13 protein-coding genes are annotated in these 14,087 nt (G+C 63.8%); 11 read left to right on the top strand and 2 right to left on the bottom strand.

The genetic code is table 11. The annotated features are described in order from the left end of the window. Complete coding sequence (locus C8C98_RS11025; protein ID WP_099657836.1) at positions 1–1,431, bottom strand: cbb3-type cytochrome c oxidase subunit I; 1,431 nt, start codon at positions 1,429–1,431, stop codon at positions 1–3. Positions 1,432–1,479: 48 nt separating this feature from the next. Beyond that, positions 1,480–1,905, bottom strand: coding sequence for a cytochrome c (locus C8C98_RS11030; RefSeq protein WP_044395751.1), 426 nt, complete (start codon positions 1,903–1,905; stop codon positions 1,480–1,482). Positions 1,906–2,170: 265 nt separating this feature from the next. Between C8C98_RS11030 and C8C98_RS11035 the strand changes: the two genes are divergently transcribed. The 11 genes from C8C98_RS11035 to C8C98_RS11085 all read left to right on the top strand — a co-directional run bounded on the left by C8C98_RS11035 (position 2,171) and on the right by C8C98_RS11085 (position 14,086). Beyond that, positions 2,171–2,761, top strand: a complete 591-nt coding sequence (locus C8C98_RS11035) for a cytochrome c oxidase subunit 3 family protein (protein WP_121454306.1) — start codon at positions 2,171–2,173, stop codon at positions 2,759–2,761. Positions 2,762–2,778: 17 nt separating this feature from the next. Further along, positions 2,779–3,060 (top strand): cytochrome C oxidase subunit IV family protein, encoded by a 282-nt coding sequence (locus tag C8C98_RS11040; RefSeq protein ID WP_121454307.1) that lies wholly within the window; start codon positions 2,779–2,781, stop codon positions 3,058–3,060. A gap of 125 nt (positions 3,061–3,185) precedes the next feature. Beyond that, complete coding sequence (gene argB / locus C8C98_RS11045; protein ID WP_099657839.1) at positions 3,186–4,076, top strand: acetylglutamate kinase; 891 nt, start codon at positions 3,186–3,188, stop codon at positions 4,074–4,076. A 158-nt stretch (positions 4,077–4,234) separates the two neighbouring features. Then, positions 4,235–4,927 (top strand): response regulator transcription factor, encoded by a 693-nt coding sequence (locus tag C8C98_RS11050; RefSeq protein ID WP_121454308.1) that lies wholly within the window; start codon positions 4,235–4,237, stop codon positions 4,925–4,927. A gap of 90 nt (positions 4,928–5,017) precedes the next feature. Further along, a complete protein-coding gene (locus C8C98_RS11055; protein WP_121456196.1) occupies positions 5,018–6,481 on the top strand; it encodes a sensor histidine kinase in 1,464 nt (487 codons plus the stop codon). A 384-nt stretch (positions 6,482–6,865) separates the two neighbouring features. Continuing rightward, positions 6,866–7,531 (top strand): nucleoid occlusion factor SlmA, encoded by a 666-nt coding sequence (gene slmA, locus C8C98_RS11060; RefSeq protein WP_121454309.1) that lies wholly within the window; start codon positions 6,866–6,868, stop codon positions 7,529–7,531. Positions 7,532–7,807: 276 nt separating this feature from the next. Further along, positions 7,808–8,575: a TetR/AcrR family transcriptional regulator gene (locus tag C8C98_RS11065; protein ID WP_121454310.1), complete on the top strand. Its 768-nt coding sequence runs from the start codon at positions 7,808–7,810 to the stop codon at positions 8,573–8,575. Positions 8,576–8,579: 4 nt separating this feature from the next. Beyond that, on the top strand, positions 8,580–10,376 hold the full coding sequence (locus tag C8C98_RS11070; RefSeq protein WP_121454311.1) for an acyl-CoA dehydrogenase C-terminal domain-containing protein: 1,797 nt from the start codon (positions 8,580–8,582) through the stop codon (positions 10,374–10,376). Between the two features lie 53 nt (positions 10,377–10,429). Then, positions 10,430–10,867, top strand: coding sequence for a DUF2147 domain-containing protein (locus tag C8C98_RS11075; RefSeq protein ID WP_121454312.1), 438 nt, complete (start codon positions 10,430–10,432; stop codon positions 10,865–10,867). Between the two features lie 128 nt (positions 10,868–10,995). Further along, positions 10,996–13,419 (top strand): 3-hydroxyacyl-CoA dehydrogenase/enoyl-CoA hydratase family protein, encoded by a 2,424-nt coding sequence (locus C8C98_RS11080; RefSeq protein ID WP_121454313.1) that lies wholly within the window; start codon positions 10,996–10,998, stop codon positions 13,417–13,419. 154 nt (positions 13,420–13,573) lie between these two features. Further along, entirely contained in the window at positions 13,574–14,086 is a 513-nt protein-coding gene (locus C8C98_RS11085) for a DUF4442 domain-containing protein (protein ID WP_121454314.1), read from the top strand. Position 14,087 lies beyond the last annotated feature (1 nt).

Genomic DNA, 14,087 nt, shown 5'->3' on the forward strand with positions numbered 1-14,087 from the left:
TCAGGCCCGTTGCAGACGGGTGCCGATGCCTACGGCCATGCCTTCTTCATCGGCCGCAGGGCCGACAAAGAAGCTGCTCAGGTAGGTCAGCAGGCCCAGCAAGAACATCACTCCGCCAGCCACACGCACCCAGTAGAAGAACACCAGCTGGTCTTGCGTGGCCATGAAGGGCATGGCGCCCGTGGTGGGCATGCGTTGCAGCCACACCTGCAGGATGCCAGCGCCGCTCAGGGCCAGCACCATGACGGCCATGCCGATGCTCATGATCCAGAAGCTCCACATCTCGACGCGCTGCGCCCGCAGAGGATTGGCCTCACGCCCGCGCAGGATGGGCATGGCGTAGCTGATGATGGCCAGCACCACCAGCACATAGGCGCCATAGAACGCCAAGTGCCCGTGTGCAGCGGTGACTTGCGAGCCGTGGGTGTAGTAGTTGACGGTGCTGAGGGTGTGGATGAAGCCCCACACGCCAGCGCCCAGGAACCCGATCACGGCGGTGCCCACAGCCCACAACACAGCGGCTTGGTTGGGGTGTTCGCGGCGGCGGCGTTGCACCATGTTGAAGGCGAACAGCGTCATCATGAAGAAGGGGATGGGCTCCATGGCAGAGAACACGCTACCCACCCAGTGCCAGTAGCCTGGCAGGCCGATGAAGTAGAAGTGGTGACCTGTGCCCAGAATGCCGGTGATCAATGCGAAGGCCACGATCATGTACATCCACTTGTCGATCACTTCGCGGTCCACGCCGGTGGTCTTGACCAGCACGAACGCCAGCAGCGACGCCATGATCAGCTCCCATGTGCCCTCCACCCACAGGTGCACCACAAACCACCAGTACATCTTGTCGCGCACCAGGTTGCTGGGGTTCACAAAGCTGAACAGGAACATCAGCGCCAAGCCCCACAGGCCCATCAGTAGCACCATCGAGATGGCAGTCTTGCGGCCTTTGAGCACGGTCATGCTGATGTTGAAGAGAAAGCCCAGGGCCACGATCACGATGCCGACCTTGGTGGGCAGGGGTTGCTCCAGGAACTCCCGCCCCATCGTGGCCAGGAAGTCATTGCCAGTCATCTCTGCCAGCTTGGCATAGGGCACCAGCAAATAGCCGAGGATGGTGGCCGCACCTGCTGCCAGGAAGATCCAGAACAGGACCTTGGCGAACAAGGGGCTGTACAGCTCGGTCTCGGCCTCTTCGGGCACCATGTAGTAGGCGGCGCCCATGAAGCCGAAGAGCAGCCACACAATCAGTAGATTGGTGTGGACCATGCGGGCGATGTTGAACGGGATCGCCGGAAAGAACAAGTCACCGATGACGTACTGCAGGCCCAGCGAAAGGCCGAAGACGATCTGTCCGGTGAACAGGCCCAGTGCCGCAATGAAGTAGAGCTTGGCTACCGCCTGCGACTGGTATTTAAGGGTTGCGGGTTGCATATGAGGGTCCTGAAGGGATGGATAGGACATCACGGGGAGCGCGGGTGCTCAACCTTCGATGTTGGGTGGCCACTTCTCGGTGTTGATGCCGTTTGACCAGCGCAGGAACTCCACCAGATCGTTGAGCTGATCGTCAGTGAAGTTGAACTGAGGCATCTGGCGGCGGCCCGGTGTATTGGTGGGCATCGCCTTGATCCACCCCTTGATGAAATCGGGGCCACGGCGCTCGTACACATTGCCCAGCTCGGGGGCAAAGTAGGCGCCTTCACCCAGCAGCGTGTGGCAGCCGATGCAATTGCGCGTTTCCCAAAGGTGCTTGCCGCGCACTACGGCGGGGGTCAGCTCTGCGGATTTGGACCGCTCGGGAATCTTGGTTTCAGTGTGAAAGATCAGCGCTGCAAACAGCAAGACGAAGAACGTGGTGCCTCCGTAGAAGATGTTGCGCGCCATCTGGCTGGTAAAGCCTTGGCTCATGGTGGGATACCTCTCTGTAGTGGGATGAGGGGTACGGTACCGATCCCCCGCCGGTGGGTCGTTGATCTCTCTCAATAAGATTCATATTGTTTGAATCTTTGATTATCATAGCCACGCTTGCCACGGCAATCCAGCCATCAGGCGCATCGGTAAAGCGGCTTTTGGCTTGCGCTTCTGGGGCTTGGGCGTTTTCCGCTGTGGCCTCAGTGCGCCCGGGTTGCGCCCGCGTGTGCCGGATTTCGTCTGTTTTTTTGGAGCTCTCACTGTGTCGTCAACATCAGCATCTGGCTTGCCGCTACCGGCGCTGCGCTTGCGGGGCGACCTGGGGGTGTGGTTGATCATCCTGGCGGAGCTACTGACCTTTGGCATCCTGTTCGTGTTGTATGCCTTTGCCCGTGCGCGGGATGTGGCGGCTTTCAACGCCGCGCAGGCCACGCTGGACTTGCACTCGGGTGCGCTCAATACGGTGTTGCTGATCACCGGCAGCTGGTGTGTGGCCCGCGCCGTGCAGGCGGTGCGCAGCGACGCGCGGCAGCCTGGTTTGCGCTGGCTGTTGGCGGCCATGTTGTGCGGCGCAGGGTTTGTGGGCGTCAAGCTGGCCGAATATGCAGCCAAGCTGCGCGAGGGGATTGACCTCACCTCCAACACCTTCTACACGCTGTACCTCATGCTGACGGCATTCCACTTCCTGCACGTGGTGGTGGCCATGCTGGCCCTGGGCTACCTAGCGGTGCGCTTGCGTGGTGGGGCTTATGGCCGCCAGGATTTTCACGCGATGGAGACGGGCGCCGCGTTTTGGCACATGGTCGATCTGCTGTGGATCGTGCTGTTTCCGCTGGTCTACGTATTGCGCTGAGGGCGCAAGGAGCTTTCATGAAAGAAACACGGGTGCTGAATGCCGCCTGGTGGTTGCTGTTGGGTGCCACAGCGGTTACCTATGTGCTGGGTGAGATGGGTCTGGTGGCTGCGGGCGGCGGCTGGGCATTGGCGGGCCTGTGGGCGCTGACATCGATCAAGGGCGTGGTGGTGACCCAGGTGTTTCTGGAGATGCGCAATGCGCCCCTGTTGTGGCGCTGGCTGCTGCTGGGCTGGCTAGGCTTGGTGCTGGCCTTGATTGCCGTGGCCTATGCGGTGGGAGGTCGGTTGGGTGGGTGATATGAGCGAGGGCGCACGGCCCCAGGGTGAAACTGTGAAAAGAACGTGAACCGCGGCTTGGCCGGACGGTGGCGCGAATGCGGCACAATTTGCGCCTCATTGTTTTCACCGGATGGCACGCCTCCATGACCGACCTTCTTTCGATTGCACCCCGCGACAAGGCAGAAATTCTGGCCCAGGCGCTGCCTTACATCCGCAAGTTCCATGGCAAGACCATGGTCATCAAGTACGGCGGCAACGCCATGACCGACCCCGCCTTGCAGGCCGACTTTGCCGAAGACGTGGTGCTGCTCAAGCTGGTGGGCATGAACCCTGTGGTGGTGCACGGCGGCGGCCCGCAGATTGAGACCGCCCTGAATCGCCTCGGCAAGAAGGGCCAGTTCATCCAGGGCATGCGCGTGACCGATGCCGAAACCATGGAAGTGGTGGAATGGGTGCTGGCCGGTGAAGTGCAGCAAGACATCGTGGGCCTCATCAACCAGGCCGGCGGCAAGGCTGTGGGCCTGACCGGGCGCGACGGCGGCATGATCCGCGCACGCAAGCTCAAGATGGTGGACAGCAAGGACCCCAGCGTGGAGCACGACGTGGGCCAGGTGGGCGATATCGTTTCCATCGACCCCAGCGTGGTCAAGGCGCTGCAGGACGATGCCTTCATCCCCGTCATCAGCCCCATTGGCTTTGGCGAGAACAACGAGAGCTACAACATCAACGCCGACGTGGTGGCCAGCAAGCTGGCCGAAGTGCTCAAAGCCGAAAAGCTCATGCTGCTGACCAACACCCCCGGCGTGCTGGACAAGGCGGGCAACCTGCTGACCGACCTGACAGCCCGCCGCATTGACGAGCTGTTTGCCGATGGCACCATCTCGGGCGGCATGCTGCCCAAGATTGCAGGCGCGTTGGATGCGGCCAAGGCCGGTGTCAACGCTGTGCACATCATCGACGGGCGCGTGCCGCACGCCATGCTGCTGGAAATCCTGACCGATCAGGCTTACGGCACGATGATCCGTAGCCATTGAGATGCACCCCCTGAGCCGCTTCGCGTCTTCCCCCTCTCTCGCTGCGCGGGAGGGGGACTCCACCGGTGGCCTGGCAAAGCCAGTTCCACGGTGGCCCTGGCCTTCGCCGCGCCAGTTGCATCGGCTGTGGGCAGTATGCGGCGCAGAGGGCGAGTGACATGCGCCTGCTCTTGGTCGAAGACGATGTGATGGTGGCCAGCGGCGTCAAGCTGGGGCTGGCCGATGCGGGCTATGCGGTGGACTGGGTGGGCAGTGGCGAGAGGGCGGAGGATGTGCTGCGCACCGAGTCGTTTGATGCGGCCATCATCGACATTGGCCTGCCCGGCATGGACGGGCTGGAGCTGACCCGGCGCCTGCGCCGCCCTGAAATGCCCAGCCGGGGCATGCCCGTGTTGATTCTGACGGCGCGCGATGCGCTGCATGACCGGGTGCAGGGGCTGGACCTGGGGGCGGACGACTACATGGTCAAGCCCTACGAATTGCCCGAGCTGCTGGCGCGTCTGCGTGCGCTGCTGCGCCGCTCGCAAGCCGCCAGCACGGCCGTGCTGAGCTTTGGCCCGCTGGAGCTGGACACCGCCGGGCGCCGTGCCTGTGCACGGGTGGGTGATGTAGAGCACCCCATCGAGCTGGGGCCGCGCGAGTGGACGGTGCTGGAATACCTGCTCATCCACGCCCCCAAGCCCGCCAGCAAAGACAAGCTGTTGCAAGCGCTCACCGGGTGGGACAAGGAAATCACCCCCAATGCCGTTGAGGTATACGTCTCGCGCCTGCGGGGCAAGCTGGAGCCCCACGGCGTGGCCCTGCGATCCATCCGGGGCTTTGGCTACCGGCTGGAACTGGCGCTGGGCTGAGATGCGTTGGCATGGGCCTGCTCCATGGATGCGGGCAGCATGAGCCCACCCGCCTCTGCACACACTGCCCAGCGCCCTGGGCTGCGCGGCATGACCTCTGATCTGCGCAACCGGCTGTTGCTGTTGCTGGTGCTGCCGCTGTGCCTGTTGGCCGTGGTGGGCGTGTGGATGGACTACCGATCTGCCGACGACGCCGCCAGCCGCCACGACCAGCGCCTGCTGCGCCTGCTGCCCGCACTGGCCGACTCGGTGGTGGCCCCCTCCATCCACGACCACCAGCCACCGCTGCTCTTGCTGGCTCCCCCTGTCGAAGACTTTTTGCGCCAGAACGCCGGTTTTTCGGGCTACAGCGTGCGCGACATCGAGGGCCAGTTGCTGCTGGGCGATGCCTGGGTGGATGGCGCGGTGCCCGCCACGGCCCAGCCGGAGTTCCACAGCCTCGAATACGGCGGCGTGACCTACCGCGTGGCCGTGCTGCGGGGGCGCACCGGTGCTGGCGAGTTGGTGGTGTCCATTGCCGATGGATCAGACCCCCGCCAGCAGTGGGCCCAGCAACTGCTGCTGCGCGTGCTGCTGCCCAACCTGGTGTTGGTGGCGGCGGCGGCCCTGGCCATCCACTGGGCTGTGGGCCGGGCCTTCAAGCCTCTGGTGGATTTGGCCGAGGCGGTGGAATACCGCTCTCCGCGCGATCTGAGCCCCATTGACGAAGCCGCTTCGCCCAGCGAGGTGCGCCCGCTCGTGCATTCCTTGAACCACCTGTTTGCCCTGGTGAATGCGCAGGCCGAGGGGCAGCGCCGCTTTGTGGCCGACGCGGCCCACCAGCTGCGCACGCCGCTGGCGGGCCTGCAAGCGCAGGTAGAGGCCTGGGCGCTGATGGCCAAGGCCGCGAGCGCAGACCTGCGTTCATCCCAGTCGGATGGGAACGATTTACATAAAAATAGGCCTCTAGGGCACAACGGAAAAGCGCAAGGCGCTATTGTTTTAGGAGTGGATCAGATCGAGAAGCTGCGCAACGCCACGCGCCGCACCTCGCAGCTGGCGCACCAGTTGCTGGCCCTCTCGCGGGCCGATGCCCGCAGCCTGGACGCGCAGCCCCCCCAGCGGGTGGATTTGAAGGACCTGTGCGAGGCACTGCTGGAGAGCTTTCTGGATGCCGCCACCGCCAAAGGGCTGGACCTGGGGCTGGAAGTGCAGCCCGTGCATGTCACCGGCCACGGCTGGCTGCTGCGCGAGCTGATGTCCAACCTGGTGGACAACGCCATCAAATACACGCCCGCAGGCGGCGTGGTGACCATGCGCTGCGGCATGCGCCAAGGCCCTTTGGGCCCGCCCCGGGTGTACCTGGAGGTGGAAGACGACGGTCCCGGTGTGCCCGAGGGCGAGCGCGGCCGCGTCATGCAGCGCTTTTACCGTGTGCCGGGCTCGGCGGGGGAGGGCACCGGCCTGGGGCTGGCCATTGCCGATGAAATCAGCCGCGTGCACCGCGCCTCGCTCACGCTGGACACTGGCGCCCAGGGCCGTGGGCTACGGGTTGCCGTGGTTTTTCCTCATTAAATGTGGTGTGTGAGTGCGCGCTCTTTGTTTGCGGCCTTTTTTAAAGTGTCGGAGGTGTTGATGCCCTGGCCCTTGTTTGGGAGTGCACATGCCTCTGTAGTGCTGTCAGCCACCTGGGCGCGAGGGGGCGTGCCCCGGGTACCATGTTGGCTTGCACACCAGGATGGACACAGTGGCTCGGTAGGTTTTGCAAACCGTTTGCAAACTGCCCGTGGACGGGTGTGCGAGAATCATTTGCATACAGGATTTACCTCCTGCCGCACGCCCCCCGCTGCGGCCCTCTGTCAACCGTCTCTCGGCCCCATGGGCGCAGGGCCGTAGGGGCCCTCCACAGGGTGCTTGTGCACCAATCCCCTTGTTGGTTTTTCTTTGCTTGGTTTGCGCATGTCTGATACCTCGTCCCTGATTGAATCTGCCGATACCGTTGACGCCGAAGATGCTCCGGTGGCCCGCAAGCGGCCCAAGCCGGGCGAGCGGCGCGTGCAGATCCTGCAAGCGCTGGCCGCCATGCTGGAGCAGCCTGGGGCCGAGCGCATCACCACCGCAGCACTGGCCGCGCGCCTGTCGGTGAGCGAGGCGGCGCTGTACCGCCACTTCGCCAGCAAGGCGCAAATGTTTGAAGGGCTCATCGACTTCATTGAGCAGTCCATCTTCACGCTGGTGACGCAAATCACCGGGCGCGATGTGCCCCCGCCCGACCAGGTCGCCGAAGTGGGCCTGCGCCAGGCAGGTCGCATCATTGCGCTGCTGCTGCAGTTTGGCGAGCGCAACCCCGGCATGGTGCGGGTGATGGTGGGCGATGCGCTGGTGTTTGAGCATGAGCGCCTGCAGCAGCGCATGAACCAGTTTTTTGACCGCATCGAGTCCACCCTGCGCCAGTGCCTGCGCACCGGCGCCAGTGGCTCGGACACCCCCACCGTGCACGCGCAGGTGCAAGCCAGCGTGCTGACGTCGTTTGCGCTGGGGCGCCTGCAGCGGTTTGCCCGCTCGGGTTTTCGCCGCAACCCCACAGAGCATCTGGACGCCAGCCTGGCGTTGATGCTGCACTGATCCCCCGCCGCTGACCGGCCGCAAAAGGCCCCGCACCCGTATTGGGTACGGGGCCTTTTGCTTTGGGCCGCGTTTACCCTGCTGCACGCTGGGGTGTGCCTCGGTACACTGTTTTTACAGGCTGGCGCCCCAGGCTTGGCGCCCCCTGGCAGGCACTGTCCCGCAGGTGGCAGCGCTGCAACAGCTTTTGGGTGTTATCTCTTTTTTTTGCGGGGGCTTTCGCCGCAGATCAAAAATGTTGCAAAATAGAACGAACGTTCGTTTTTATTTGCAAGCATGCCTGCCACTTCCGAGTCCTCCACACCGCGCGCCCCCAGAACCCGTGCCACCTCCGGCCGGGCTATGCAAAAAGGCCAGCAGACCAAGGCAGCCATTGTCGAGGCCGCCCTGGGCCTGGCCACCCATATCGGGCTGGAGGGGCTGTCGATTGGCGCCCTGGCCGACATCACCGGCATGAGCAAGTCGGGCGTGTTCGCCCACTTTGGCTCACGCGAAGAACTGCAGATCTCCGTCATCCGCGAGTACCACGCGCGGTTTGAGCAAGAAGTTTTCTACCCCGCCATGTCGTCCCCCCGGGGTATTGCGCGCCTGCGCGCCATGTTCGACAACTGGATGAAGCGCACCTCCATCGAAATCGACTCGGGCTGCATCTACATCAGCGGTGCGGTGGAGTTTGATGACCGCACCGGCCCCGTGCGAGACGCGCTGGCCAGCTCGGTCATGACGTGGCACGCCGCCATGCGCCGCGCCATCGAGCAGTGCAAGGACTGCGGCGAGCTGCGCGCGGACACCAACGAGGAGCAGATGCTGTTCGAGATCCATGGCCTCATCTTGGCGCTGCATTACGAAGCCCGTTTCCTGCAGAACCTGGGCTCTATCGAGCGGGCCGTGATGGGTTTTCAGAACATCCTCGCGCGCTACAGCGCTGCGGGTGCCACCGCCATGGCGGCAGCGCCTGCCAAAGCCGCCCCCGCAGCCCACCGCCCCGCTGCCGCGCGGCGCAAAGTTTCCGTTTCAACGACCACCACCACCTCCAAGGAGTAAACCGATGCCTACCTACACGCCGCCCCTGCGCGACATGCAATTTGTCATGCACGAAGTCTTCAAGGTCACCGACGAGTTCAAGGCCATGCCCCAGCATGCCGAGGTGGATGTGGACACGATCAACGCCGTCATCGAAGAGGCGGGCAAGTTCGCATCGGAAGTGATCTTCCCGCTGAACATCAGCGGCGACACCGAAGGCTGCGTGCTCGACAAGGCCACGCACGAGGTCAAGACCCCCACTGGCTTCAAAGAGGCCTACGACACATACGTGGAAGGTGGCTGGGCGGCGCTGAGCTGCGACCCCGCCTACAGTGGCCAGGGCCTGCCCTTCGTGTTGAACCAGTGCCTGTACGAGATGATGAACTCGGCCAACCAGGCCTGGACCATGTACCCCGGCCTGAGCCATGGCGCGTATGAAGCCCTGCACGCACATGGCACCGACGAGCAAAAAGCCCTGTACCTGCCCAAGCTGACCAGTGGCGAGTGGACCGGCACCATGTGCCTGACCGAACCCCATTGCGGTACCGACCTGGGCCTGCTGCGCACCAAGGCCGAACCCCAGGGCGACGGCACCTACAAGATCACCGGCAACAAGATTTTCATCAGCGCTGGCGAGCACGGCATGGCCGCCAACATCGTGCACCTGGTGCTGGCCCGCTTGCCCGATGCGCCCAAGGGCAGCAAAGGCATCAGCCTGTTCGTCGTGCCCAAGTTCAACGTCAAGGCCGACGGCAGCCTGGGTGAGCGCAACCCCATCTACTGCACGGGCCTAGAGCACAAGATGGGCATCCACGGCAACGCCACGGCGCAAATCGCCATTGACGGCGCGGTCGGCACCCTGGTGGGCCAGCCGCACAAGGGCCTGGCCGCCATGTTTGTGATGATGAACGCAGCCCGCCTGGGCGTGGGCAACCAGTCGCTGGGCCTGACCGAAGTGGCTTACCAAAACGCGCTGGCCTACGCCAAGGACCGCATCCAGATGCGCTCATTGAGCGGCACCAAGGCCAAGGACAAGGACGCTGATCCCATCATCGTGCACCCCGATGTGCGCAAGATGCTGCTCACCGCCAAGGCCTACGCCGAAGGCGCCCGCGCCCTGCAGATTTACTGCACGCTGCTGCTGGACAAGGTGCACAGCCACCCCGACGAGAAGGTGCGCGCCGAGTCTGAAGAACTCGTGGCCCTGCTCACGCCCATCGTCAAGGCCTTCATCACCGACAACGGGCACACCGCCACCAACGCCTGCATGCAGGTCTTCGGCGGCCATGGCTTCATCAAGGAATGGGGCATGGAGCAGTATGTGCGCGACAACCGCATCAACATGATCTACGAAGGCACGAACACCGTGCAGTCGCTGGATCTGCTGGGCCGCAAGATCCTGGGCAACAACGGCGCCACGCTCAAGAAGCTGGGCAAGCTGATTGGCAAGCTGGTGGAAGAAGAAGGCGTCAACGAGAAGATGGCCGAGTTCATCAACCCCATCGCCTACTTGGGCGACCAGATGACCAAGTTCACCACCGAGATCGGCTTCAAGGGCCTGCAAAACCCTGACGAAGTGGGCGCCGCTGCGGTGGACTACCTGCGCGTGGCAGGCCACCTGGTGTTTGGCTACCTGTTTGCCCGCATGGCCCAGGTGGCCCTGCGCGAAATCGCTGCAGGCAACACCGACCCGTTCTATGGCGCCAAGCTGCAGACGGCACGTTTCTACTTCGCCAAGCTGTTCCCTGAGACCGCGACGCTGATGCGCACGGCCCGTGCTGGCAGCAAGGTGCTGATGGACACGGACCTGGCCCTGGCCTGATCCGCAACTCGCCATGCACGGTGCATTTCAAGCTTTTTTGCCCTGGAGCGCTTATGTTTAAAGCGGTAGCAGCTATTGTTTTGGTAGCAATTGGTGCCCCGGCCTGGGCGCAGATGACCCCCGAGGGCCTGTGGCGCAGCGTGGACGACAAGACCGGCGAAGCCAAGGCCGAGATCCGCATCCGTGACACGGGCGCGGCCGGGCTGCTGGGGGTGCTGGAAAAGCGCCTGTCCAAGGACGCCAAGCCGGACGATCTGTGCAAGGAATGCTCCGACGACCGCAAGGACAAGCCCGTGCTGGGGATGGAAATCATCCGTGGCGCCAAGAAGGCCGAGGACAAAGACGTGTGGGAGGGCGGCAAGATTCTCGACCCCGAGAATGGCCGCAACTACACCCTGCGTCTCACCCCTGTCGACAGCGGCAAGAAGCTGGAAGTGCGTGGCTCCATCGGTCCCTTTGGCCGCACGCAAACGTGGATTCGCCTGCAGTAAGCCCCGCACGTCCACGGCGCCCGGCCACTGCGGCAGCGCACCCCTCACCGCCGCGCAACCCACCCCGGTTGCGCCTGCCATTCAACAGGTCTGCCCCCGGGCAGACCTTCTTCCCGGAGGAAGAACCCATGTCTCGATTCCAAGTGAAAAAAGTCGCCGTGCTCGGCGCAGGCGTGATGGGCGCGCAGATCGCCGCCCACCTCGTCAATGTGAAAGTGCCGGTGGTGCTGTTTGACCTGCCTGCGAAGGAAGGCCCGAAGAACGGCATCGTCACCAAGGCCATCGAAGGCCTGAAAAAGCTCAAGCCCGCTCCGCTGGGCGTGGCCGATGATGCAGCGCTGATCGAGCAAGCCAACTACGAAGAGCACATGCACCTGCTCAAGGAGTGCGACCTCGTCATCGAGGCCATTGCCGAGCGCATGGACTGGAAGCTGGACCTGTACACGAAGATCGCCCCCTACGTGGCCAAGCACGCCATCGTGGCGTCCAACACCTCGGGCCTGTCGATCACCAAGCTCAGCGAGGCGCTGCCCGAGAGCATCAAGCCGCGCTTTTGCGGCATCCACTTCTTCAACCCCCCGCGCTACATGACGTTGGTGGAGCTGATCAACACCCCCACCACCGCCCCCGAGGTGCTCGACCAGCTCGAAGCCTTTGTCACCAGCGGCCTGGGCAAGGGCGTGGTGCGCGCGCACGACACGCCCAACTTCGTCGCCAACCGCGTGGGCATCGCAGGCATGCTGTCCACGATGAAGGAGGTCGAGAACTTTGGCCTGACTTTTGATGTGGTGGACGACCTCACGGGCAAGAAGCTCGGCCGTGCATCCAGCGGCACCTTCCGCACCGCCGACGTGGTGGGCCTGGACACCATGGCCCACGTCATCAAGACGCTGCAGGACAACCTCGATGAAAAGAGCGACCCGTTCTACGGCAGCTTTGAAACGCCTGCCGTGCTCAAAAAGCTCCTGGAGCTGGGCCACCTGGGCCAGAAGGCCAAGGCCGGTTTTTACAAGAAGGTCGGCCGCGATGTGCTGCGCTTTGACCTCCAGGCCGAAGAGTACGTGCCCGGCGGTCAAAAGGCCGACGAGGTCTATGGCCGCATGCTCAAGAAGCCTGCCGCACAGCGCCTGCAGCTGCTGCGCAACGCCGAAGGTGCGCAGGGCCAGTTCCTGTGGGCCATTTTGCGCAACAGCTTCCACTACGCTGCGGTGCACCTTTCAACCATAGCCGACAACGCACGCGATGTGGACCAGGCCATGCGCTGGGGCTTTGGCATGAAGCAAGGCCCCTTCGAGCTGTGGCAGGAAGCGGGCTGGCTCGAAGTGGCGAAGATGATCCAGGAGGACATCGACGCAGGCAAGGCCCTGTGCAAAGCGCCGCTGCCCGAGTGGGTGTTCAAGGGCCCGGTGGCCGAAGCCGGTGGCGTGCACACCGCGCAAGGTTCGTGGAGCGCATCTGCTCAGAAATTTGTAGCGCGTCGCGCTTTGCCCGTCTACGCAAAACAGCATTTCCCTGAAAAGCTGCTGGGCGAATCGCTGCCCGACTTCAAGACCGCTGGCAAGACGCTGCACGAGGACGATGGCATTCGCCTGTGGACGCTCGATGAGGCCGAAGATCGCCCCTCCGGTAGCGGGATCGTGATTGCCAGCATCAAGACCAAGATGCACGCCATCAGCCCCGATGTGGCCGAAGGCCTCGCCATGGCGGTGGACATTGCTGAAAAGGACTACGCCGGTGTCGTGATCTGGTCGGGCGACGAGCCCTTCAGCGCTGGTGCCGACCTGCAGGCCATGCTGCCCGCCTTCATGGTGGCCGGTGTGAGCGCCATCGAAGGGGCCGAGCAAGAGCTGCAAAACACCATGCTGCGCATCCGCTACGCCAACGTGCCCGTGGTGTCCGCCATCCGCGGGTTGGCGCTGGGCGGTGGCTGTGAGCTGGCCGTGCACTCGGCCCGCCGCGTGGTGCACATGGAAAGCTACATCGGCCTTGTCGAAGTGGGCGTGGGCCTGGTGCCCGGTGCCGGTGGCCTGACCTACATCGCCCGCCGTGCGGCCGAGAACGCCGCCACCTCCACAGGCAAGGACATCCTGCCCTTCCTGACCGAAGGCTTCACTGCCGCCGCCATGGCCAAGGTGGGCACCAGCGCGCTCGAATCGCGCAAGCTGGGCTACCTGCTGGAGTCCGACGTCATCGTGCCCCACAAGGACGAGCTCCTGTACGTGGCCCTCAACGAAGCCAAGGCCATGGCCAACGGTGGCTGGCGTGCCCCGCACAAGCGCCTGTTCCCGGTGGCCGGCCGCAGTGGCATTGCCACCATCAAGGGCTCTCTGGTCAACATGAAAGACGGCGGCTTCATCAGCCAGCACGACTTCCACATCGCCAGCCTGATTGCCGAAGTGGTGTGCGGTGGCGACGTGGACGCTGGCACGCTGGTGAGCGAGGAGTACCTGATGACGCTGGAGCGCAAGGCGTTCTGTGCGCTCATCGAGCACCCCAAGACGCAGGAGCGCATCCTGGGCATGCTGTCGACCGGCAAGCCCGTGAGGAACTGATGAAGCACCCCCTGAGTCGCTTCGCGCCTTCCCCCTCTCCTGCGGGAGGGGGACGCACCCAGTGGCCTGGCAAAGCCAGTTCCACGGGTGCCCTGGTGTGGGCCGTGCCAGTTACTTACGATGCTGGCGGTGCGCAGCACAGCGAGCAACAGACATGAGCAACGCACAGCTCCCCAACAAACTGCAGCGCTCGCTGATGCGCCTGGACGAAGCCCCCGCCTTCATGCGGGGCTTTGTGCAGAACATCATCCTGCGCCGTGCGGTGCCTTTCACCGGCACGGCCGGGGTTCGGTTTGTGTCGCTGACGCCCGAGCGGGTCGAAGTGCACCTGGCCAACGAGCACCGCGTGCAGAACCACATTGGCGGCGTGCATGCCTCGGCCATGAACCTGCTGGCCGAAACGGCCACCGGCATGGTGGTGGGCATGAATGTGCGCGACGACTGCACCCCACTGGCCAAAGCGCTGAGCATGGCGTTCAAGAAGCGCGCCACGGGCGGCCTCAAGGCCGTGGCCACGCTCACGCCAGAGCAGTGCGCGGCCATGCAGGCCAGCGACAAGGGCGAGGTTCAGGTCGCCGTCACCGTGACCGACGAAGCCGGCATCGAGCCGGTCGAATGTGTATTTACGTGGGCCTGGGTTCCAGCCAGCCGCCCCGCCAAGAATTGAA

The organism is Acidovorax sp. 106 (assembly GCF_003663825.1).
GTDB lineage: Bacteria > Pseudomonadota > Gammaproteobacteria > Burkholderiales > Burkholderiaceae_C > Acidovorax.

Coding starts and splice junctions, on each gene's coding strand:
- C8C98_RS11025 (WP_099657836.1), bottom strand. CDS start 1,431: ATGCAACCCGCAACCCTTAAATACCAGTCGCAGGCGGTAGCCAAGCTC.
- C8C98_RS11030 (WP_044395751.1), bottom strand. CDS start 1,905: ATGAGCCAAGGCTTTACCAGCCAGATGGCGCGCAACATCTTCTACGGA.
- C8C98_RS11040 (WP_121454307.1), top strand. CDS start 2,779: ATGAAAGAAACACGGGTGCTGAATGCCGCCTGGTGGTTGCTGTTGGGT.
- argB (WP_099657839.1), top strand. CDS start 3,186: ATGACCGACCTTCTTTCGATTGCACCCCGCGACAAGGCAGAAATTCTG.
- C8C98_RS11050 (WP_121454308.1), top strand. CDS start 4,235: ATGCGCCTGCTCTTGGTCGAAGACGATGTGATGGTGGCCAGCGGCGTC.
- C8C98_RS11055 (WP_121456196.1), top strand. CDS start 5,018: ATGACCTCTGATCTGCGCAACCGGCTGTTGCTGTTGCTGGTGCTGCCG.
- slmA (WP_121454309.1), top strand. CDS start 6,866: ATGTCTGATACCTCGTCCCTGATTGAATCTGCCGATACCGTTGACGCC.
- C8C98_RS11065 (WP_121454310.1), top strand. CDS start 7,808: ATGCCTGCCACTTCCGAGTCCTCCACACCGCGCGCCCCCAGAACCCGT.
- C8C98_RS11070 (WP_121454311.1), top strand. CDS start 8,580: ATGCCTACCTACACGCCGCCCCTGCGCGACATGCAATTTGTCATGCAC.
- C8C98_RS11075 (WP_121454312.1), top strand. CDS start 10,430: ATGTTTAAAGCGGTAGCAGCTATTGTTTTGGTAGCAATTGGTGCCCCG.
- C8C98_RS11080 (WP_121454313.1), top strand. CDS start 10,996: ATGTCTCGATTCCAAGTGAAAAAAGTCGCCGTGCTCGGCGCAGGCGTG.
- C8C98_RS11085 (WP_121454314.1), top strand. CDS start 13,574: ATGAGCAACGCACAGCTCCCCAACAAACTGCAGCGCTCGCTGATGCGC.